Origin of the sequence: Leeuwenhoekiella sp. CH_XMU1409-2, assembly GCF_037029365.1 — a bacterium.
Classification (GTDB): domain Bacteria; phylum Bacteroidota; class Bacteroidia; order Flavobacteriales; family Flavobacteriaceae; genus Leeuwenhoekiella; species Leeuwenhoekiella blandensis.
The window spans coordinates 21607-43968 of the sequence record NZ_JAYMEI010000022.1 but is presented as its reverse complement, the minus strand read 5'-3'; the positions used below and the strand labels follow the sequence as shown (position 1 = coordinate 43968).

The 22362-nt window shown below is 40.7% G+C and carries 23 protein-coding genes; 13 read left to right on the top strand and 10 right to left on the bottom strand.

The window, feature by feature from the left end:
• Positions 1–52 precede the first annotated feature (52 nt).
• The 8 genes from WA338_RS17550 (at position 53) to WA338_RS17515 (ending at position 6197) form a co-directional block, all read left to right on the top strand.
• The gene (locus tag WA338_RS17550) at positions 53–1165 is read left to right on the top strand and encodes an alkene reductase (protein ID WP_336094363.1); all 1113 of its coding nucleotides are present in this window, start codon (positions 53–55) and stop codon (positions 1163–1165) included.
• 92 nt (positions 1166–1257) lie between these two features.
• Positions 1258–1905: a flavin reductase family protein gene (locus WA338_RS17545; protein WP_336094362.1), complete on the top strand. Its 648-nt coding sequence runs from the start codon at positions 1258–1260 to the stop codon at positions 1903–1905.
• The gene (locus WA338_RS17540; RefSeq protein ID WP_336094361.1) at positions 1895–2035 is read left to right on the top strand and encodes a DUF2256 domain-containing protein; all 141 of its coding nucleotides are present in this window, start codon (positions 1895–1897) and stop codon (positions 2033–2035) included. The genes WA338_RS17545 and WA338_RS17540 overlap by 11 nt, the downstream gene beginning before the upstream one ends.
• Entirely contained in the window at positions 2032–3330 is a 1299-nt protein-coding gene (locus WA338_RS17535) for a DASH family cryptochrome (protein ID WP_336094360.1), read from the top strand. Before WA338_RS17540 ends, WA338_RS17535 begins: the two co-directional genes overlap by 4 nt.
• 5 nt (positions 3331–3335) lie before the next feature.
• Positions 3336–4874 (top strand): cryptochrome/photolyase family protein, encoded by a 1539-nt coding sequence (locus WA338_RS17530; protein ID WP_336094359.1) that lies wholly within the window; start codon positions 3336–3338, stop codon positions 4872–4874.
• An 84-nt stretch (positions 4875–4958) separates the two neighbouring features.
• Positions 4959–5117 carry a lmo0937 family membrane protein gene (locus WA338_RS17525; protein WP_040532911.1) on the top strand — a complete coding sequence of 53 codons (159 nt, stop codon included), beginning with the start codon at positions 4959–4961 and terminating at the stop codon, positions 5115–5117.
• Between the two features lie 34 nt (positions 5118–5151).
• On the top strand, positions 5152–5292 hold the full coding sequence (locus WA338_RS17520) for a hypothetical protein (RefSeq protein WP_009781312.1): 141 nt from the start codon (positions 5152–5154) through the stop codon (positions 5290–5292).
• A 146-nt stretch (positions 5293–5438) separates the two neighbouring features.
• A complete protein-coding gene (locus tag WA338_RS17515; protein ID WP_009781313.1) occupies positions 5439–6197 on the top strand; it encodes an SDR family oxidoreductase in 759 nt (252 codons plus the stop codon).
• Between the two features lie 3 nt (positions 6198–6200).
• On the opposite strand, the gene WA338_RS17510 is transcribed toward WA338_RS17515, so the two are convergent.
• The 5 genes from WA338_RS17510 to WA338_RS17490 form a co-directional block, all read right to left on the bottom strand.
• On the bottom strand, positions 6201–8033 hold the full coding sequence (locus WA338_RS17510) for an ABC transporter ATP-binding protein (protein ID WP_273016145.1): 1833 nt from the start codon (positions 8031–8033) through the stop codon (positions 6201–6203).
• Positions 8034–8081: 48 nt separating this feature from the next.
• Positions 8082–8819 carry a type IX secretion system protein PorG gene (gene porG, locus WA338_RS17505; RefSeq protein WP_009781315.1) on the bottom strand — a complete coding sequence of 246 codons (738 nt, stop codon included), beginning with the start codon at positions 8817–8819 and terminating at the stop codon, positions 8082–8084.
• 147 nt (positions 8820–8966) lie between these two features.
• On the bottom strand, positions 8967–10181 hold the full coding sequence (locus WA338_RS17500; protein ID WP_273016148.1) for a multidrug effflux MFS transporter: 1215 nt from the start codon (positions 10179–10181) through the stop codon (positions 8967–8969).
• Positions 10182–10483: 302 nt separating this feature from the next.
• Positions 10484–10699, bottom strand: a complete 216-nt coding sequence (locus tag WA338_RS17495) for a hypothetical protein (protein WP_009781318.1) — start codon at positions 10697–10699, stop codon at positions 10484–10486.
• Between the two features lie 106 nt (positions 10700–10805).
• Positions 10806–11519: a pirin family protein gene (locus tag WA338_RS17490; protein WP_009781319.1), complete on the bottom strand. Its 714-nt coding sequence runs from the start codon at positions 11517–11519 to the stop codon at positions 10806–10808.
• 155 nt (positions 11520–11674) lie between these two features.
• On the opposite strand from WA338_RS17490, the gene WA338_RS17485 reads away from it, so the two are divergent.
• Complete coding sequence (locus WA338_RS17485) at positions 11675–12391, top strand: hypothetical protein (RefSeq protein ID WP_009781320.1); 717 nt, start codon at positions 11675–11677, stop codon at positions 12389–12391.
• Between the two features lie 46 nt (positions 12392–12437).
• On the opposite strand, the gene WA338_RS17480 is transcribed toward WA338_RS17485, so the two are convergent.
• Positions 12438–13586 (bottom strand): MFS transporter, encoded by a 1149-nt coding sequence (locus tag WA338_RS17480; protein ID WP_009781321.1) that lies wholly within the window; start codon positions 13584–13586, stop codon positions 12438–12440.
• A 256-nt stretch (positions 13587–13842) separates the two neighbouring features.
• Between WA338_RS17480 and kynU the strand changes: the two genes are divergently transcribed.
• From kynU to WA338_RS17465, 3 genes are read left to right on the top strand one after another with little or no spacing between them, the layout of a single operon-like run.
• Positions 13843–15132, top strand: a complete 1290-nt coding sequence (kynU, locus tag WA338_RS17475) for a kynureninase (RefSeq protein WP_009781322.1) — start codon at positions 13843–13845, stop codon at positions 15130–15132.
• Between the two features lie 33 nt (positions 15133–15165).
• Complete coding sequence (locus tag WA338_RS17470; RefSeq protein WP_040533679.1) at positions 15166–16578, top strand: FAD-dependent oxidoreductase; 1413 nt, start codon at positions 15166–15168, stop codon at positions 16576–16578.
• 3 nt (positions 16579–16581) lie between these two features.
• A complete protein-coding gene (locus WA338_RS17465) occupies positions 16582–17226 on the top strand; it encodes an O-methyltransferase (RefSeq protein WP_009781324.1) in 645 nt (214 codons plus the stop codon).
• A 384-nt stretch (positions 17227–17610) separates the two neighbouring features.
• On the opposite strand, the gene WA338_RS17460 is transcribed toward WA338_RS17465, so the two are convergent.
• From WA338_RS17460 to WA338_RS17445, 4 genes are all read right to left on the bottom strand, one after another.
• Positions 17611–17889 (bottom strand): Sec-independent protein translocase subunit TatA/TatB, encoded by a 279-nt coding sequence (locus WA338_RS17460; RefSeq protein ID WP_009781325.1) that lies wholly within the window; start codon positions 17887–17889, stop codon positions 17611–17613.
• An 81-nt stretch (positions 17890–17970) separates the two neighbouring features.
• Positions 17971–20271, bottom strand: a complete 2301-nt coding sequence (locus WA338_RS17455; protein ID WP_336094350.1) for a M1 family metallopeptidase — start codon at positions 20269–20271, stop codon at positions 17971–17973.
• A gap of 67 nt (positions 20272–20338) precedes the next feature.
• Positions 20339–20839, bottom strand: a complete 501-nt coding sequence (locus WA338_RS17450) for a DUF6702 family protein (protein ID WP_009781327.1) — start codon at positions 20837–20839, stop codon at positions 20339–20341.
• Between the two features lie 72 nt (positions 20840–20911).
• Positions 20912–21730, bottom strand: a complete 819-nt coding sequence (locus tag WA338_RS17445) for a hypothetical protein (RefSeq protein WP_009781328.1) — start codon at positions 21728–21730, stop codon at positions 20912–20914.
• A gap of 295 nt (positions 21731–22025) precedes the next feature.
• Here WA338_RS17445 and WA338_RS17440 point away from each other — a divergent pair, with 295 nt between their 5' ends.
• Complete coding sequence (locus tag WA338_RS17440; protein ID WP_273420031.1) at positions 22026–22334, top strand: hypothetical protein; 309 nt, start codon at positions 22026–22028, stop codon at positions 22332–22334.
• Positions 22335–22362: the final 28 nt, after the last annotated feature.

Sequence of the window (22362 nt, the reverse complement as noted above, 5' to 3'; positions counted from 1 at the left end):
CTAGTATATAGCACGATTGATTTATCAATCGCTAAACCGAAAAAGAAAAATTATGCAAACCGATCAACCTTTATTACAATCATTTAAACTTGGAGCAACAACACTGAAGAATCGTGTAGTTATGGCTCCTATGACGCGTAGTCGCGCAGACAATCCCGGCAATGTTCCTACAGAGATGCACGTCGAATATTATACCCAAAGAGCCAGTGCCGGATTGATCATTACTGAAGGATCTCAAGTATCTGAGCAAGCTGTTGGTTACATCCACACTCCCGGAATTCACACCACTGAGCAAGTCGAAGGATGGAAAAAAGTTGTAGATGCTGTGCACGCCGAAGACGGAAAAATTTTCATTCAGTTATGGCACGTGGGCCGAATGTCACATCCTGATTTTCACAACGGAGAAAAACCATTGGCACCAAGTGCAGTAAACCCAAATGCAAAAGCATACACTCCAGAAGGCTTTAAAGAAACTGAAGAGCCCAGAGCAATGACGCTGGAGGAAATCAAACAAACTCAGGAAGATTTTGTAAACGCTGCAAAAAATGCTATAGAAGCAGGCTTTGACGGGGTCGAAATACACAGCTCTAATGGCTATTTATTTCATCAATTTTTTAATAAGAACGCAAATGTACGAACTGATGACTATGGCGGAAGCATAGAGAATAGAGTCCGTTTTTTCTTTGAAACTCTAGACAAGGTAAAAGAAGTACTTCCTGAAAATAAAATTGGAGTGCGCTTAAATCCATCGCTAAATGGAGTATTTGGAATCGAAGCTACCGAAGAAACCATCCCAACGTTTGATCATATCGTAGAACGTTTGAACAACTACGATTTAGCCTATTTACACTTATCTGAACCCTTTACAGATGTTAGCGATATTGACTATCTAGAAACTGAGATCGCAAAGCATTATCGTCCTAAATATCACGGTAACCTGATGATCAATGCAAACTTTGATCAAGAAAGCGGAAATAAAGTAATAGAAGAAGGAAATGCAGACTTGGTCGCTTTTGGAAAATTATTTATCTCGAATCCAGATCTGGTAGAACGTTTTGCAATGAATGCTCCTATGGCAGACTGGGATGAAGATACGTTCTACACCCAGGGAGAAAAAGGATATACCGATTATCCCACGTATAAAGCAGAACAGCAGGAAGCATAGACTTTTAAAATTTTGTTATTTTGTTTAATGTTAACAGCATTAAGATTAAACAAATCATATTTTTAGGGTGAGTTAATTCTTACCCTTTTTTTATGAGACATTATACAGCAGAGCAAATAGCAGAATTGCCTTCAAAATACCGTGCGCACTTTATAAACAGTTGTACGGGATTCAAGTCTGCTAATCTTTTAGGGAGTATTTCAGAAGACGGAATTACAAATGTTGCCATCTTTAGTTCGGTTACCCATTTAGGCAGCAACCCGCCCCTACTTAGCTTTATTTTACGACCGACTACTGTAGATCGCAACACCTATGACAATCTCAAAAAGACAGGAGTTTTTACGGTAAACCACGTAAATCAAAATTTCATAAAAGAAGCGCATAAAACTTCAGCAAAATATGATGGTACAGTTTCAGAGTTTGACAAAACCTTATTAAACGAAGAATACCTCGATGACTTTAAAGCGCCTTATGTGCAACAGAGCAGAATCAAATTAGGATGCACTTTTGAGAATGAATATTTTATCAAAGAAAATGATTGTCATTTTATAATTGGCAGAATCCAGCATATTTATGTAGATCGTGAAATTCAGGCAGAAGATGGCTGGCTCAATCTAGAACGTGCTCAAACGGTTTGTATCGACGGGCTAGACGGGTATGCACTTCCTCAAATCCTGAACCGTTTTACCTACGCGCAACCTGACCAACCAGTAAATTCAATTAAGGATCTTGGCTCATAAAAAAGTAAATCTTCCGGAAAAAATTTGTGTCGTTTGTAAAAAGCCATTCACATGGCGCAAAAAGTGGGAGAAAAATTGGGATGATGTTAATTACTGCAGTGAACGCTGCAGAAGAACTAAAAACGTATGAATAACCTGGTTTGGTTTAGAAATGATTTACGCGTAAAGGACAACACGAGCTTATTCAAGGCTAGCAAAAATGCCAAGCGACTTGCAGCAATTTACTGTTTTGATCCCAGACAATTTCAAGAAGATCAATTCGGTTTTAAAAAGACCGAACGTTTTCGCGCACAATTTTTAATTGAAACGGTCACCGAGTTACGAGAACATCTCGCCGAGTTGAATATTCCTTTATATATTTATAATGAACAACCGGAAGACATTCTTCCACAGTTGATGGAGCGCTTACAAATAGATCAGCTCTTCTTTCAAGAAGAATGGACCTCTGAAGAACAGGAAGTTACTAGAAAGGTTAAAGAATCGTGTTCAGCATCGGTTACATTTTTTGAAAGTTATGATCAATTTCTCATTCATCCTGAAGACCTTCCATATAAATCTATTGAAGCAATTCCTAATGTATTTACGCAATGGCGCAAAAAATGCGAGAAAAACTTAAATATCAGAGAAGAAGTTGCTATTGCTGCATTTCCGCAAACGAATTATGAAGCAACCTCAACTTCGATTCCTACACTCCAGGATTTAAATCTAGAAAGTTTTGAGCCAGATCATAGAACTGCATTTCCTTTTAAAGGTGGAGAACAGCAAGCATTAAATCGAATTGAAGACTATTTCTGGCAGACCAAAAAACTCGCGGTTTATAAGAAAACACGTAACGGACTTACCGGAAAAAATTACAGCTCAAAACTTTCGGCTTGGCTGGCAAACGGAAGCATTTCAGCACGTACCATTTACTGGAAAATAAAAGCTTTTGAACAAGAAGAAACCAAAAATGAAAGTACTTATTGGCTCTTTTTTGAATTGATGTGGCGGGATTTCTTCAAATACATTTCCTTAAAGTACGGTGATCAAATTTTTAAGATCGGTGGAATTCTAGAGAAAGACTACGATTGGAAAACCAACAAGGCCGCAAAAAAGGAATGGATAAACGGCCAGACGAAATATGATTTTGTAAATGCCAATATGAAAGAAATTGCCGCGACCGGCTGGATGAGCAACCGTGGCCGTCAGAATGTTGCGAGTTACTGGGCAAAAGAATTACAACAAGATTGGCGTATAGGCGCAGCCTATTTTGAAAGTATGTTGATCGATTATGATGTGCACAGCAATTACGGCAATTGGATGTACAATAGCGGCGTGGGCAATGATCCTCGAGATAGAAAATTCAATATTAAAAGTCAGGCAGAACGCTATGATAGTGATGGGAAATTCCGCAGACTTTGGCTTCAGGAGTCGCTTTTTGATTAAAAAATATGGCAAAAACACTACGATTACTTTTAGGAGATCAATTGAATCATAAGCACTCTTGGTTTGATAAGACCGATGATGAGGTGCTTTATTTTATGGCAGAGATGCGGCAGGAAACCGACTATGTTACGCATCATATTCAAAAAGTGGTCGCCTTTTTTAGCGCAATGCGCAATTTTAGCCAGTGGCTTCAGGAACGCGGACATAGCGTGATCTATTATCAATTAGATCATCCTGACAACAAGCAAGATCTTACCCAAAACTTAGTAAAGCTTTTTAAAGCGCATTACATCGAACGCTTTGAATACCAACTTCCTGACGAATACCGACTCGACCAGCAACTCAAAGAATTCAGCGATTCCCTTGAGCTTGATTCTGAAGCAGTAGACACAGAACACTTCCTCACTTCACGCACCGATCTGGAAACTTTTTTTAAAGGAAAGAAAACCTATACGATGGAATATTTCTACCGCGACATGCGCAAGAAATACGACATTATGATGGCAAATGCTAAAGATCCTGAAGGCGGAAAATGGAATTTTGATCAAAGCAATCGTAAGAAATGGAAAGGAGAGCCTGAAATTCCGCACGAGCGTGGTTTTAGAAAAGATGTTTCGGCTCTTTGCAAGATGATTGAAGAAGCCGGCGTCAAGACGATGGGGAGTATTGATGAGCAACAATTTAACTGGCCCACGAGCCGTGAAGACGGTTTAAGTGTGCTCAATTATTTCTGCTCCAACTTACTGAAACATTTTGGAGATTATCAAGATGCAATGGATCCTGATCAAATTTATCTTTTTCATAGCCGACTCAGCTTTGCGATGAATAGCAAACTCTTGCATCCACTTGAGGTTATAGAAAAAGTGATCGATCACTGGAGAGCAAATAAAGATGACATAGACATCAGCCAAGTTGAAGGTTTTGTAAGACAGATTTTAGGTTGGCGTGAATATATGCGCGGAATTTACTGGATGAAAATGCCCGGTTACCGTCGCAGCAACAAACTAGACAATCAAAATGAGCTTCCTGATTTTTATTGGACGGCAGAAACAAAAATGAATTGCATGCACCATGCCATCAAGCAAAGCTTAGACCACGCATATGCACATCACATTCAGCGCCTGATGATCACAGGAAATTATGCGCTGCTCACCCAAACACACCCCGATGAAGTTGACGCTTGGTATCTGGGCATTTATATTGATGCCCTCGAGTGGGTAGAAATCACAAATACTCGGGGTATGAGTCAGTTTGCTGATGGCGGCATCGTCGCGACAAAACCCTATGTTTCCAGCGGAAGCTACATCAATAAAATGAGCAATTATTGCAGTTCATGTAAATACAGTGTAAGTAAAAAAACAGGTGATGACGCCTGCCCTTTTAATAGTTTATACTGGAATTTTCTTTTTGAAAAACGAGAACATTTCAAGAACAACCAACGCATGAACATGATGATGAGCATGCTCGACAAAAAAGATCCGGACGAATTAGAACAACTTGTTAAACGGGCGCAGGAAATCATAAAGAATCCACAAAAATTCTAGAACTGCCGTTAATTCACTGTTAACCAAAGACTCACTTCTGCAACAATCAATTAATTTCATATCACTAACCAATAAAAATTAGTTATGAGAGACATAATTTGGCTTATTGTAGTGATTTTAATTATAGGATGGCTTGTAGGCTATTTTGGCTTCGCCGAATCGGTAGGTAGTTTAATACACATTCTACTGGTACTCGCTGTAATTGCGATTCTTTACAAACTAGCAACAGGCAGACGCTTGTAAAACAACCAAAATTCTAACCTTTAAATTTTTAATTATGAAACGTATTTTTTTATTTCTATTTCTAGCCGGAGTTATGGGCACAACACTACAAAGTTGTCGTGAAGAATCTACCGGAGATAAAATTGAAGATGCAGCAGATGACATTGGTGACGCTGCAGAAGATGCTGTAGATTAAATCTATCGCATTTATAAGTTGAAAGCCGTACTAACTAGTACGGCTTTTTTTATGCATAAATCGAAGAGCGATTTAAAATTTATGCTCCATCCCTGCAGATAGCCTTAAATCTCTTTGTAGTTTTGCCGGCAAATTGAGATTAACCTATGTGGAATTTAGAAGGAAAAACAGCATTAATAACCGGAGGAACTAAAGGGATTGGCAGAGCTACCGTTCTTGCATTTGCACAACTTGGTGCTAAAGTCATCTTTACCGCACGCGATGGTGAAGCCGTTACCGCATTTCAGCAAGAATTGGGAGAACAAGGCTTTATCGCTTCGGGTATGCAAGCCGATGTAACTTCTGAAGATGATCAAGATCAATTAACAGATTTTGTTTTTCAGCGTAGCGGTTCTCTTGATATTTTAGTCAATAATGCAGGAATGAATATTCGCAAAGAAGCCATTCTTTTTGAACCTGAAGAATATCAGCAAATTATAGACACCAATCTTTTGGCTCCCTTTGAATTGACTCGAAAGTTTTTTGCACTTCTTAAACGCTCAGGAAAAGCTTCAGTCATTAATGTAGCTTCGGTTGCAGCTTCTCAGGATATTAAAAGCGGTGCACCTTATGCGATGGCCAAAGCCGGTCTTTTACAACAAACCCGAAGCCTTGCTTCAGAATGGGCCGATAAAAATATTCGTGTGAACGCCGTTTCTCCATGGTATACAGAAACTCCGTTAGTTAAACCGGTAATGGATCAAAAAGAGCGTTACGATAAAATTATTGAGCGCACTCCACTGAAGCGTTTTGCACAGCCTGAAGAAATGGCAAATACTATTGCCTTTCTTGCGATGGACCAATCTTCATACATCACTGGTCAAAATCTGGTGGTTGATGGCGGACTTAGCGCAAACGGACTTTAAACATCATTTATAGCCTTGAGCTTGTAGCTCAAACAGTTCGGCATAGAGTTTTGGGGTTTCCATCAGCTCGTCGTGCGTTCCTAACTCCAGGATTTTTCCATGTTTAAGAACCAGAATGCGATCTGCCATACGCACTGTACTGAAACGATGAGATATGATTATGCTCGTTTTCCCTTTTGTCAGATCAATAAATCGTTCAAAAACCTCGTACTCTGCTTTAGCGTCTAAAGCTGCAGTAGGTTCGTCTAGAATCATCACTTTAGCATCTTTCATATAAGCGCGTGCCAAAGCTACTTTTTGCCATTGTCCGCCTGAAAGTTCCTGCCCTTTTTTAAAGCGTTTACCTAATTGGGTTTCTACACCTTCTTCAAGCGCATCGATCACTTCACTCGCCAAACTCAATTCTGCGGCCTGCCCAATGCGATGATTATCTGTAACTGCATCAATGGCCCCTACGGCAATGTTTTCGCGCAGCGTAAACTCATATCTGAAAAAATCCTGAAAAATCACACCAAACATTTGTTGATAGTCTGCCTTATCGTATCGATTGATATTTACGCCATCCAGCAAGATCTGTCCTTGTGTAGGTTCATAAAAACGCAGCATCAACTTGATCAAGGTCGTTTTACCCGCTCCATTCTCTCCTACAAAAGCCATTTTCTCTCCGGCTTTTAATTTGAAACTTACCCCTTTTAAAACCTCGTATTCACTTTCAGGATAACCAAAATGCACATTTACCAATTCAAAACCTTGGGTGATCGCTTGTGGTAACTCTAGAAATGATTTTTGAGCATCAGGAATTTCCAAATCGATAAAATCAAAGTAATCTTTAAGATATAACGCACGTTGAGTGATCTGGGTAAAATTGGTAAAAAAGGATTGCAAGCTGTTGCGCAAGCGATTAAAGGAGGCTGATAAAAAGGTCAATTCTCCTACGGTTATCTGCCCATCCAAAACACTTTTGATGATCACCAGATATGCAGCATAATAGCACACCACTCCCAGAATATTAAAAACGGCACTGTAAGCACTGCGCTTGATCGTAAGTTTCTTATTTATTTGATAATATTCCTCGCTGAGTTTTTTAAATCTACTTGCAATAAAATCGGTCAACCCAAAGAGTTTAATCTCTTTAGCTGTTTTATCATTAGCCCCAATATATCTCAGATAATCAAGCTCTCGCCGCTCGGCAGTCCAGCTGCGTGATAACGAATATTGCTGCCCGCTAAAACGAATTTCATTAATAAATAACGGAATGATACTAAGTGCCAGTAAGACGATCAACATCGGCTGAAAATAGACCAGCCCGGCGATAAGTGTACTTATAGAAATAAGGCTTTGTAACTGACTGAGTGATGTACTCATAAGTCCTACCCTGCCCTGAGTTTGCTGGCGTGCACGTTCAAGCTTATCGTAAAATTCAGAATCTTCAAGCTGCGCCATGTCGATCTTACTGGTTTTACGTATCATTTTTTCTGAAGAAATGATATTGTATTTATCACCCAGCAAACCATCTGAAATCGCGATTCCTCGATTGATGATGTCGGCAATAATGATGATGACAAATTCCAGCAGCACATAGTTCCAAAGCTGCTCATAATTTGCAGGTGATGCGTTAATTTGGGTAATGATCTCATCAATGATCAATTTTCCTACCCATAGAATCACCACCGGTGAGAATGCATTGATTATACGCCCCAGAAGATTAAGACCAAAGAGCAATTTACTTACCCGACTGATCTCTTTAAAAAATCGCGGAATGTAGCGCAGTGCCTGAAAGGAAGCACGCACGTTTGTTTTTTTGGTATCGGTAATGCTATCTAGTCTTCTCGCCATAGGACAAAGATAAAACGAAGTACGTATTACCGAAGAAAACAGTGGTGATTAAAGCGTGCAGTAGCAAGCATTACGTCCACCTTTGCCAATGCGGTACGTCAAGGTCAAACCTATATACGTGTACCAATCATTATTTATGAAGTTAGGCAGTTGATTTGGCTCCAATTGTTCCTCATCCGGATGGCTTCCATCTAAATTATCACTGAAATTGTATCGTGGAGCCAACTCTATACCGAGCATAAATTGGCTTCCAATGAAGGTTTTAAGCCCGGCACCAAAAGGAATAATCATACGGGTACGCGTGCCATATTTTACCGCTTGTACATCTTCAAACCCTGCAGACAACGGGTAATACAATTCGTCGCCGTAAATCGCGCCTATTCCGCCATAGACATAAAAATCAATTGGATTGTATGAGGATTTAAAAAATGAAAATGGCACATACTCTAATGCTGCGGTGAGTTCCAGATGGCTGTTATCAAAAGAATAGTAAAGCGAGTTATTTCTTCCGGTTCCTCGGTATCCGTCGTCTGCATCCCGATCATCATCGTACAAAGTCATGTAGGTTACACTTGCTCTGGCGCTTAAATTTTCATTAAAATTCATCTTGCCAATAATGCCTAAAAAAGCGCGGTTGGGTGCCACAAAGTTCTTTTTACCAATTTCGCCATAATAATTCACACCTCCGAGATACAAGCCAATGTCATAGCTTTTATCTTGGGCAAAAGTGGTAATTGATGTAATACACAGCGCAATACTAAGAGGAAGTAGGGATTTTAATCTCATAATAGGCTTTTAAAAAAGTTTTAAAAAGTTCTCACTGCGAGAACCTCATTTTAAAAAATCGCCTAAAATACTAATTATTAATCAGTTACAAAAAACTATTTGTTAATTATAGCTAACAAACCCGAAAATCGGGATAAAAGATAAAAACTATGTAGTCTGAAATTTGTAAGCCTTACGCTTATTAAGATAGAATAAAACAAGGAGTAAGCTACAGACCGCACTTCCAAATAAGATAAAAAGCAACGGCTTTACACTTTCGGTAACGAGCTCTGCGACCAAAATACTGGCAACCGACCCAAAGATCATACCAATACTTCCTATAAGTGCAGAAGCACTTCCTGCTTGCTTGGTAAAGGGATCAAGAGATAACGCGGTAACATTAGGGTTTTGAAAACCTATTAAAAACAACATTGTAAATAAAAATGGGTATACGATCCAGAAATTGATTTCGACGAAACTAATCCCTAGTCCGAGCGCTGTTAAAATAGTAAGCGCTACACAGGTGGTTACTGTAATTTGCAACAACGAAAAACGCTTAAGCGCTAAGCGATTGATTTGACTTCCCAGAATTAAACCAAGCGCATTACTTCCAAAGACCCAACCAAATTGTTGTTCCGTTAAGCCAAAAAATTCAATAAAAATAAAAGGAGCACTGCTTACATAACTTAGCAAGCATCCCATTGTAAAACCGCGAGCAACTGCAAAAATGAAAAACTCCCTGTTTTTTAAGATTGAGACATATTCAAGCAAAATATTTTTTGGCCTAAGGCTGGTGGTATGATTGGGTTTTGCACTTTCCGGCAAAACATAGGTGATCAAAACCAACATAATAATTGCAAATGCAGCAAGAATATAAAAAACCGCCTCCCAGTCAAAAGCACCAATTACAAGTCCGCCTACAGTAGGAGCGATTATGGGAGCAACTCCCATAATGAGCATTAATGTTGAAAGTACATCTGCAACTTGTTTCTTTTCAAAAAGATCTCTTACGATCGCCTTTGAAGCCACCATACCGGCGCAACCACCCAATGCCATAAAAAAGCGTGCGGCAATAAGAATATTAAGATTCCAGCTGGCTGCACAAATAAGTGAAGTAACTGTAAAAAGGATAAGGCCGCCTATAAGCGGGCGACGTCTCCCAAACCGATCCATCAAAGGTCCATAAGCGAGTTGTCCCAGTGCTATCCCAATAAGGTAACTGGTCAAGGTTAAACCTACTCTGCTGATATCTACTCCAAAATCTTCTGCAACATTACCAAAACCCGGCAGGTACATATCGATCGAAAACGGACCAATTGCAATAAGAGTTCCCAGAATTAAAATGATCGTCGTGCGCGAAGAAGTGGTGAAGCGTTTTGTCATAACCTGATTCTAAAATGCAAAATTAATCTATGTTATTACAAATCGCGGGCAGCCGGATGTTATTAAAATCGTAAAGTAAGCGCTGATTTTCTTAAGGCAACGATGTAGTAGACTACAGTAAACCAATTCGAGAAAGGCTTTGAAGTGACAAAGTATTAGATATTGCCAGTAAACTATTTTAGGGCAAACCCGAGACATTGCTTGAAAACGAATTTTCAATTGCGAGGCAAGCCTTGGAGTATCAAACCCTTTGACGGTGCCAATAAAAAAGGCGACCCTAATGCGTCGCCTTTTTTAGTATTTTAAGCTCGTATTTGATTTTTGGTTTCCGAAGAACTCCAAGATTGTTCTGAATATTCAGCGGTTGATAAATTTTCAACCACAATATACTCATCACTCGCCTTAAATTTTTCTAACAGTTCGTCATTAACGTGAATAGGAATTTGCAATCCCGGATATTTTAAGGCAAACAGTTCTCCTTTTTGTCCTACTAACTCTAACTTAATTGGTGTTTCCATAAATCGAAGGTTTAATTAATAGTTTCTCGTCAACTCAAAGCAAAAAAAGTACCATCAGATTTCACGAGAAAAAAACTGTCAATTTTTCAGAAAGCCCATCAAGGTTTTACAGCTGCAGCGGCACTTCCATCAACAAAACAGAAGCATCTGCTGTCGCTTTTAAGGTAATAGCATCAGTATCAAAAACACCCAAACCGTCTCTTCGTTCCAGAGCTTGCCCGCCTGCTTCTATGCTTCCTTCTAAAACAAAAATGTAGAGTCCGTTTGTTTTTAAATTGAAATCGTAAACCACTTCTTTTTCGGCATCCAAATCTACCATATTGAACCAGGCATCCTGATAGATCCATACACCGGCGTCTTCTTTATTAGGAGAAAGCACTTGCTGCAGTTTATTCTTACGATCGGCACGATCAAGAGTGATTTGATCATAACGCGGTTCTACATTTTGCGTATTGGGAATCACCCAAATTTGTAGAAAACGCACCTCCTCGTCTTTATTCTTGTTATACTCAGAATGCTGCACTCCGGTTCCGGCACTCATCACTTGAATATCTCCTTCCTTGATGACGGTGGTATTTCCCATACTGTCTTTATGCTCCAGATCACCGGATAAAGGAATGGAAATAATTTCCATATTCTGATGCGGATGCGTACCAAATCCCATTCCCCCACTCACTTTATCGTCATTAAGCACGCGTAAAACACCAAAGTTCATACGCTGCGGATCGTAATAATTTGCAAAACTAAACGTATGTCTGCTGTGTAACCAGCCGTGATTTGCATCTCCGCGCGTTTCTGCTTTGTGAAGTAGTGTTTTCATTGAATGTATTTTAAATAAGTTGATTATAAATCTAGATTTTATAGTCGACTTTTAGCCGAAAACTTACGGTAAGCTGCTATGCTGATGTAATAAATAAACCTTAAAATGCTATTGGTCAAAATCTACTTTGTATTTTTAATAGCTAAAACAAAACGATGAAAAAAATAATACTCAGTACCGCCATACTTCTGGCGCTCTTTTCTTGTAAAACCGAAACCAAGGAAACTCCTGAAACAACTCCCGTAGTCTCTACTGAAGAAGTCGCAGAAGAAGAACGCACACCAGAACAGGAAGTTGCCTATAAGATCGCTGAAGCCAATGGCTTAGACCAATGGGATCAGGTTTCTGAAGTACAATTCACTTTTAATGTAGACCGCGGAGAAGAACACTACGAGAAATCCTGGATCTGGAAACCCAAAACACAGGACATCACCCAGATGACAGCTCAGGACACCATCACGTATAACCGATCTAGCGTAGACAACACCAGCACCGCTACAGATAAAGGCTTTATCAATGACTCCTTCTGGCTTCTAGCTCCTATGCATTTGGTTTGGGATAAAGAAAGTTCAAATCTTACCGTACAAGACACAGCAACAGCGCCTATAAGCAAGAAGCAATTTCATAAGATCACCCTTACCTATGGTGACGAAGGAGGCTATACTCCGGGAGATGCCTATGACTTTTTCTATGATGACGAGTTTATGGTACGCGAATGGATTTTTAGAAGAGGAAATGTTTCAGAATTCTCTATGGTGACCACCTGGGACGATTATGAGGATTACAATGGAATTAAAATCGCCTCAGATCACAAAACTGAAGATAAAAATTTTAGACTTTATTTCACAGACATCGCAGTAAAAACAGAATAAAGCTTAGGCTTATAAAATTTTAAAAGCACGCCCTTAGGCGTGCTTTTTAGTTTCGCCTAAGGCTGAGCGCAACAATTCCGGCGATTGCGGTAAAGCATAGAAGTGCAATAAAGCTTCCTTTAAGATCAAAGGTTTGTGCCAAAAAGCCCAAAAATACCGGACCAAGAAGTAGGCCTACAAATCCGGTTCCGGCAATAAAGCTAATGCCCTCTTCGGCACGTATTCCTTTCAAATTACCGCTATATCTGAACAATTCAGGAACTACAATAGACAAGCCCATCCCCACGACTGCAAAACCTATAAGCGCAGTGGTTGTATCGGCAACTAAGGTGAGACCAAAACCAGCGGCCGCAAGAAAAGAACCGATGATCATAATCAAACGCGAACCAAATCGTGTAGAAACGGCATCGCCAAAGAATCTGCCCAATGCCATCGTCCCGTTAAAAATAGTATACCCCAAGCCTGATAAGGCTGCGGTAGCCAAAGTTACTTGCTCTAGATACAACGCACTCCAATCTACAATAGCGCCTTCGGCAGCCATTACCAGAAAACCAATCAATGCCAAACCGATCAAAGGCTTCAGATTTTTCAGCTTAAAACTAGATTCTTCAGCTTCCTGAGTGCTCGTTATTCGGTAATAGTTTTTAGATAAAATAAGATTGATCACAATCAAGATAAGACTTACTCCGGCAACATGACATTCCGCAAAAGCGATATACGGCATTAATAAACTTCCCAAACCTGCTCCCAGCATCCCGCCTAAACTGAAAAACCCGTGAGAAACCGACATAAAATGCACCTTGTCTTTACGCTCAACTTCTGTGACCAAGGTATTGATCGCTACATCAAGTAATCCTGAAAAGACACCTACTCCATACAAAGACGCACAAAGCAAAACATAGGACTTAGCCAAAAACGGACCAAGGATAAACAAACAAAAGCCAATCACAGCAAATAAAACCGCTTTTCCCAAACCAAGATTCTTGATAAGCTTTGGCACAAAAGGAATGGTACAAAGCGTCCCTAACGCCATAAAAAACACGGCAAAGCCCAATTCTCCTTCATTGAGCTGCAGTTTTGCAGTGATCTGTGGGATATAAATAGCCCAGGTACCGTAAAGAATATTTAAGGTTGCAAATAAAAAAACCGGCGTAAAATACCGTAAACGGCTAAATACTAAACCAAGTGATTGCATCAATTTTAAAGTGAACTACCTCAGGACAAACCTGTCTGTCGACAAAGGAAAGCCCTAAAGAAAGTTATTAAAGTTAAATTTTCAATTTAAAAACAAGCCTAAGAGTATTAAACCCTTTGGCGGCACCAATAAAAAACAGCTTAGCAAATTACTACAAATACCCTAGGCTTAAAAGGATTTAGTGAGTCTCTTTAGGCTTAAGGTTTATGCCTGCTAAGTTTGCCGCACGTTTGCCGATGTGTTATTTTTACCGTCTATGCCAGAAATTGAAAAAACCACGTATCAAGACACTTTAGCCTACGCAAAACAGGCTGATGCAGCAGACCCTTTAGCCCGCTTTCGGGATATGTTTAATATTCCTAAAGACGCGCAAGGAAACAACCTCATTTACCTTTGCGGAAACTCTTTAGGACTTCAGCCTAAAAAAGCAAAAGAATATGTTGCTCAAGAATTAAGCAATTGGGCAGATATCGCGGTTGAAGGTCACTTTAAAGCAGCTATCCCATGGACGACGTATCACGAGGTTATGCGCGAACCTATGGCAGCAATCGTAGGTGCAAAACCTGAAGAGGTAGTACTTATGAACACGCTGTCTACCAATTTGCACTTGATGATGGTCTCGTTTTACAGACCGACAGCTAAACGCTATAAAATCCTTATAGAAAGTGACGCTTTTCCTTCTGACAGTTACGCGGTCAAATCGCAAATCAAAGAGAAAGGTTATGATCCTCAAGAAGGGCTTATACTTTGGCAACCGCGTGAGGGCGAGCACCTCAACCGCTTTGAAGATCTCGAAGCGCTAATGGCTGAACATGGAGAAGAAATCGCCTTGGTAATGGTGGGGAATTCTAATTATTATACCGGTCAAAAATACCCTATAAAAGAAATCACACAGTTAGGTCACCGTTACGGCTGTAAGGTAGGTTTTGATCTGGCACACGGCGTGGGCAATATAGATGCAGACTTGCACTATAACGGCCCTGATTTTGCCGTGTGGTGTACGTATAAATATTTAAACAGCGGCCCCGGTGCTATTGGCGGATGCTTTGTACACGAGCGACACGCAAATGACAAAGATATCCCGCGTTTTACGGGATGGTGGGGACATAAAATGGAAAGCCGCTTTAATATGCGTGTGGACTTTGACCCTATTCCTGGAGCAGAAGGCTGGCAATTGAGCAATCCGCCTATTTTATCGATGGCGCCTATACGCGCCTCTCTGGAGATTTTTGCTGAAGCCGGTTTTAAAAACATACGCGCTAAATCTAAAAAGATCACAGGGTATTTAGAATACCTCATCAACCAACTGAATGATGAGCGCATTTCTATCCTAACTCCTGAAAATCCGGAAGAACGCGGGTGCCAACTTTCTATTCAAGTTAAAAATGCAGACCGAAGCATGCACGATGGTTTTATGCAAGCCGGTATTATTTGCGACTGGCGAGAGCCGGATGTAATACGTGTAGCTCCTGCTCCGCTTTATAACAGCTATGAGGATGTTTACGAGATGACCCAACGCCTTAAACAACTTTTAGCCAACATATAATTGTACGCTAGCGTACCAACTAACAAACCTCTTTTGAAAACTCCAAACCAAGAACATATTTTAGTCATAGGCGCCGGGCTTTGCGGTTCACTGCTCGCCTTGCGTATGGCCCAACGCGGGTATAAAGTCACCCTGATGGAAAAACGTCCCGATCTGCGCAAAGAAGTTGTAGATAGCGGCCGCTCGATCAATTTGGCTTTTTCAGACCGCGGAATGAAAGGCTTACGCCTTGCCGGTCTTGAAGATAAAGTGCTTCCGCTTTGTATTCCTATGCACGGTCGCATGATTCACAACACCGAAGGAGAACAATTTATGAGTCCGTACAGCGGAAGACATGAATATATCAATTCGATCTCTCGCGAAGACCTCAACATAATGCTGCTTGATGAATGTGAGCTTATGCCGCAAATCACAATGCGTTTCAATCAAAAATGTACTGGGGTAAACCTCGAGACGGCTGAAGCTACTTTTGAAGATTATAAAACCGGAGAAACCACCACCTATCAAACCGATATTGTGATGGGCGCCGACGGTGTAGGTTCTGCCCTGCGCAAGAGTATGTTGGATCATCGTAAATTCTTATTCAGCTACGGTCAAGACTTTTTAACCCACGGGTATAAAGAATTGTCTTTTCCTCCTAAAGCAGATGGCGGCTTTCTTGTAGAGAAACACGCTTTGCATATCTGGCCGAGAGGGAAAGATATGATGATCGCCTTGCCTAACCTTGACGGCAGTTTCACTGTTACGCTTTTCCTTTCTTGGGATGAGGGCAAAGACAGCTTTGAAAGTCTCAATACCGATGAGGCTGTCGTAGATTACTTTAAACGTGAATATCCTGATGCGCTAGCGCTAATGCCAGACCTGCTTGAAGAGTTTCACGCTAATCCTACATCACCGCTGGGTACTATCAAATGTTCACCCTGGCACGCGTACGGTAAAGTATTATTGCTAGGCGATGCCGCACACGGCATTGTTCCGTTTTATGGGCAAGGAATGAATTCTGCTTTTGAAGATATTTATGTGCTTGATCAATATCTTGATCAGCATGCCGGAGACTGGAAAGCGGTTTTTAAAGCTTATCAAGAAGAGCGCAAAGAAGATACTGATGCGATTGCAGATCTCGCTGTAGATAATTTTCACGAGATGAAAGCGCATACGGCGAGGCCTATTTTTCAAGAGAAGCGGAAACTTGAAATTGCTTTTGAAGAAGCCTTCCCTACCGAATATTTTTCAAAATACTCCCTAGTTACCTTTAGAGAAGACTTGCGCTATTCTGAAGCGATGCGCCGCGGCAGGGTTCAGGATAAAGCCATCTTAAATTTGATCTACGACGGCAAGTTCACCACTGATATGAGTTTACGCGATAAACTTGACTTGATGAAGCAGGAAACCCGCAAAATGTTACACGATGAGGAGGTCCTAGAAGGCCTTGAAGAAGAAGATTAAACTATGCATTTTATCTCAGAAGATCTTGACGATTATGCAGTAGCGCACTCTGAAAAGGAGCCCGAGTTACTGCGCCAGCTTACCCGGGAGACTTATCAAAAAGTGGTTCAACCGCGTATGCTAAGCGGGCATTACCAAGGCCGTATCTTGAGTATGATCGCTAAACTGGTAAATCCTAAGGTCATTCTAGAAATAGGCACCTATACCGGCTATTCGGCCTTATGCTTAGCTGAAGGTTTACAACCTGACGGCATCTTGCACACCATAGATGTAAATGAAGAACTTGTTGATCTGCAAAAAAAGTACTTTGATGCTTCGGCCTATGCAGCTAACATCAAACAACACTTGGGTCCGGCGCTAGAGATCATTCCGCAGCTGGATGAAGACTTTGACCTCGTTTTTATGGATGCAGATAAGCCCAATTACCCCGCTTATTTTGATATGATCGTTGACCGTATCAGACCGGGCGGACTCTTACTTTCTGACAATGTATTGTGGAGTGGTAAAGTGGTAGAGCCGCTAAATCCTAAAGACAGCTCTACAAAAGCGCTTTTAGAATACAATCGCCTACTGGCGGATGACGAACGTCTGGAGACCGTATTGCTCACCATTCGCGACGGACTCACCATAAGCAGGAAACGCGGGTAGTTGAATTTCCTCAGAGCATTATTCCTTTTGATTCCAATAAAAATCCCGACTTGAAACAAGTCGGGATTCATAATTAACACTTAGAATAAATACAATTATTGTTCTAAAATACTCTGCTTATAAACAATCACCCAGAGTATTTATAGGATAGAAATCATAGGTAATCGATTTCTTGTTTAAGATATTACTAAATTCTCGGTTTAGCCGTGTAAATTTTTACAAAGTGTCAAAATTTAACATTAAGCAGCTGTGGCTATCTTAGAACTGATCAAAAAAACAGGAAAGCTGACCAATACAATCTCCTGACAACCTTAACCTTACAGCGACCATAAACGCAACTAACCTGAGCATTTACAAACCGCTTAGAATCCTTCAAAAAGTACTTTAGAATTTACGCTTTACCGATCCGGTAATCTCTTCGATATTCTTTTTAGCATCGTCAATTTCCTTTTTCATATCCTTGGCGATATCGGTATTGATGCCTTGCTTATCTGCGCTCTTGGTAATTTCAGATTTAATATCTTCTGTAGCGTTCTTCAGGGTGCGCATACCTTTACCGAGACCTCTGGCGATATCCGGAACTTTATCGGCACCAAAAACCATAATCACAATAAAAATCACAAAGGCAATCTCTCCTCCGCTAATAAAAAGTGGTATACTCATAACACTGCAAATATATAGGAAAAATAAAAGCCGATGTAAGAACATCGGCTTTTTAATATAATAAATCTGTCTTAATACGTACTAGTCTTCGGTACCTTCTTTAAAGCTGTCAAACTCGCTCTCTTGCTCTTGTTTTGGCCAGCTGTTGTTGCTAACGTCAACATCGGCAGTTTCAAGATCCGGATCAAGTAATACTCCGGTAAGTTCTTTATCGGTAGCCAATACTTTAGTCACCTGAGCGTCGTTTTTACGCCATACTTGTACAGGATAGGTAACCTTCTCTTTAGTTCCGTCTGCATAGCTATACTCAACGATAATAGGCATTGGGATCCCTCCCGGCTTATTGAATTTGATCGCATAGAAATGCTTAGGTGTTTTTAAGTTTGCTCGTTCTGCAGGAGAAAGGTTATCCATCAAGAACTCTTGAAGGTTTGGTGCGTTCTCTAAGCTCGACTTGTTCTTCATTGCCGGATCATAGTCTTCACCACCTTCTTCAACAACATAAACAAGATCTCTTCCGCTAGGATCAACCCCATAACGTTGCATCAATTCCTTTCCTGCTTGTGTAGGCTTATCAGTCAAGTAATATGATTTTACTTCTTCAACACCCATATCTACGTTTTCAGTAGTATAGAACCATCCTCTCCAGTACCAGTCTAGATCAACTGCAGAAGCGTCTTCCATAGTACGGAAGAAATCTTCAGGAGTTGGGTGTTTAAACATCCAGCGCTGTGCGTAAGTTTTAAATGAATAGTCAAACAACTCACGTCCCATCACGGTCTCTCTTAAAATATTAAGCGCAGTTGCCGGTTTTCCGTAGGCGTTGTTCCCTAGTTGATAAACGTTCTCTGGGTTTGACATAATTGGCGAAATAAAGTCTTGATTACCACCCATATAACCGGTGATCTTAGAAGCTTCTCCACGACGTGAAGGATACTTTGCATTAGGAGCAATCGCCTCTGGATACTTCTCACCAAAATCTTGCTCGGCTACATACTGTACAAAGGTGTTGATTCCTTCATCCATCCAACCCCATTGGCGCTCATCAGAGTTTACGATCATCGGGAAGAAGTTGTGTCCCACCTCGTGAATAATTACACTGATCATTCCAAATTTAGTACGATCGCTATAGCTTCCATCTTCATTAGGACGTCCGTAGTTCCAGCAGATCATTGGGTATTCCATCCCTTGGTTCTTTCCGTGAACAGAGATCGCTTTAGGATAAGGATAATCAAAAGTCATTCTAGAGTACGATTCTAAAGTCTGTACAACAGCTTTTGTAGAGTACTCTTCCCAAAGTGGATTTCCTTCTTTAGGATAGATCGAGATCGCCATTACGTCTCCTTTAGGAAACTTAACCGCTTGTGCGTCCATAATATATTTACGAGAAGAGGTAAATGCAAAGTCACGCACATTCTCTGCCTGAAGTTTCCAGGTTTTAGTTTTGGTGCTGCGTCCTTGTTCGATTTGCTCTGCTTCAGCCTGTGTTCTGATGAGCACCGGCTTGTCATAGCTCTTGGTCGCTTGTTCCCAACGCTTGTATTCTTCTTTACTATATACTTCTTTACGGTTTACCAAGTTACCGGTTCCGTCTAACAAGTGATCTGCAGGTACTGTGATCTCTACGTCGTAATCTCCAAAAGGAAGCGCAAATTCACCGCTTCCCCAGAACTGGTAGTTTTGCCAGCCTTCTACGTCATTGTACACACACATTCTTGGGAAGAACTGTGCGATCACATAGTTTTTGTTTCCGTCAGGAAAACTCTCATATCCAGAACGTGCACGATCTACAGTATGCTCAGGAATATTATAATTCCAACGTATGCTGAATTCAAAAGAATCACCCGGTGCCAATGGCTCAGGCATTTCTACACGCATCATTGTGTAATTGATCATATGCTCTAAAGGCGTACCGTCTTGAGACACTTCTGTGATATTGAAACCACCGTCAAAAGCTTCGGTCATATATTGTGAAACGATGCCCGCAGGCTGTGCTACAGGAGACATCCCGCTCCCGTTACGCTCTAAGGCAGGAGAATCTTTTGTACGTACATTTTGATCTAATTGTACCCAAAGATATTCTAACTGATCAGGACTGTTATTGTGATAGGTGATGGTTTCAAAACCGCTTATGGTTTGCTTCTCATCATCAAGTTCAATCTTAATTTCATAATCGGCCTCATTTTGATAATAGGCAGGTCCCGGTGCTCCCGAAGCCGTACGAAATTGATTAGGCGTTGCAAACTCGTTATAAAGTTGTCTAAACTTATTCGTGTTTACATGCCCTGCTTGTTTTTCTTGCGGTGCTTGCTCTTCCTGCGCAACTGCTGTTGCTCCAACCAGAAGTAACACTGCAAAAAGCGTGTGCTTGAGTGTTCTCATAAAAATTAAATCTATTTTAAGTGCTTGTGAATTTTATAAAAGTAAAGATTAACCGAATCTTAGTAAATTATTCAGAAAAATTTAACATCGCTTTATCATTTCCCTCGGTAAGTAAAAAGCTCTTTTTCTTCCCTTTTGCGTTAAGATGAATCACGTTTTTTTGATCGGGGAATACATCCATCAATAAGGTATTTTCTATAGCTATCGAGCGCAAATCTTGTATCCCGGTGACTTCGATAAAGCACACGACGTAGTCTACCTCATCCTTATGCCCAATGTAGTTAAGTTGTTGTGGTTTTCCGTTTATCGAAATGATCAACTTCTGATCAAAATAGCGCTGAATATATGCATCCAATTTATCCTGATCGTAGGTAGCATCTACTTTTATCGAAGCATCATAACGCTCTTGAAAGGCTTTTTCCAGATCATCATAAAACACACGAGTCACCATTTTTAAGGAGTGCTCCTGCGCATCATAATCTGCCTGTGTTACGCTGAAATAATATTTATGCGCTGCCGCTGCCATCAAGGGCAAAGCAACTAAAAGTAGAATGCTTAATTTTTTCATAAGTGCCGTAAAATTACGCTTTTTATAAAGCCTGACCGCCTAGCTTGTATCAAAAGACATTCCATAAACGCATTAGTTTTTTTCTGAAGGAAAATCTACAGACACTCCTTCTTCTTCTTTAGAACGTAAATAAGCAGGCGCCTCCTCCATCAAAAGCTCCATCAAGGAGAGCTGATTGTCACGCGAGGCGATCTCTAAGTTTTCAGAACGATCCATATACACATAATGTGCAAAATCATCGATATAGCGTGCGGGAATCTTCAACTGAAACATATACGTTGAATCGGCAACGAGGTTACGCGCTTTTTGAACGCGGATTTCCATATTTGATATTTTGACGATTTTCTTAAGATAGGCCGTACGACCAGAAATCGCGTTGATCACAGCATCTACAGGAATGATACCGCCTCCGGTATGTGTTGCGGTGTACAGCTTGCGCTCTTCTGAAGTAAGCACCGGCCCCGTGTACACCGGCAAACCGGCCGCCCCGGGATCAAAAGGTTTTTCTACTTTAGGCACATTCATATCGTCTCCCAACCTGCCGCTCAATTCGATATCGCTAATATTGACATCCTCAAGTTCGGTCACTTCGGTTTCCAGTTTGATCTCCACATAATTCCGTCCAAAGAGCTCGGGCGTGATGACCACTTCCTGATGCTTGAATTGAAGTGCCGAGACATACAAGGTGTCGTTCTCCCGCACCGGAATGGTAAAATTACCGCTACGGGTAGTGATCGTTCCTTTTTGCAGCGTAAGGTTTAATATATGTAGGTATTCGTGATCAATAGAATCATTGATCACGCGACCTTCAAGCATCTTCGTTTCCTGAGCGCTCAAACTAAAGCCACAACAGCCTATAAACCATAAGAAAAAAGCAATACGCTTTGCCATATATCAAATATTCCTTCGCTTTAAATACGTCTCTGGTATCCTTGCGTTGCAAAAGTAACGGGTTAGTATACTGATAAAGCTTCTTGTTACACTAAAATTATGGGTATTTGAACGTAGTTGAGGCTAAGTTTCCCTCAAAAATGACTCTTTAAAGAAGTTTGGCTTTTCAGCAAAATCAAGCCTTTGAACGCCTTTATAATCTCATTAACCGATAGTTAAGAAAACTTTATGAAGAAAATATTGCATTAATAGGTTCTTACTAGTAGTTTTGCCTCATTAAATCGTTTTAGTAATTATGAAGAAATTTTCACCCCTACTGTTTCTTCTTCTATGCTCTGCATTTTGTGTTGCACAAAAGGCACCTATTCAAGAAGAAACCCCTAATCAAAGTGCAGTTCAGATGCCTTCTGAAACTCCTGCAAGTACCAACCTCAAAAAAGATGCGCAAGCCACTGAAGCTAAAGCTTCAGTAACTACCGACTCCAAAGTCTTGACCGGCACTTTTTTACATCCGGGCACTATAGTCCTTGATGAAAGACAACAAAAACTGCGTGACTCGCTGCGTCGCAAAGCGTACCCTGTACGTGCACCACGCGCATTTTAAGTCTTACACAGATTTAGAAATGTGATTT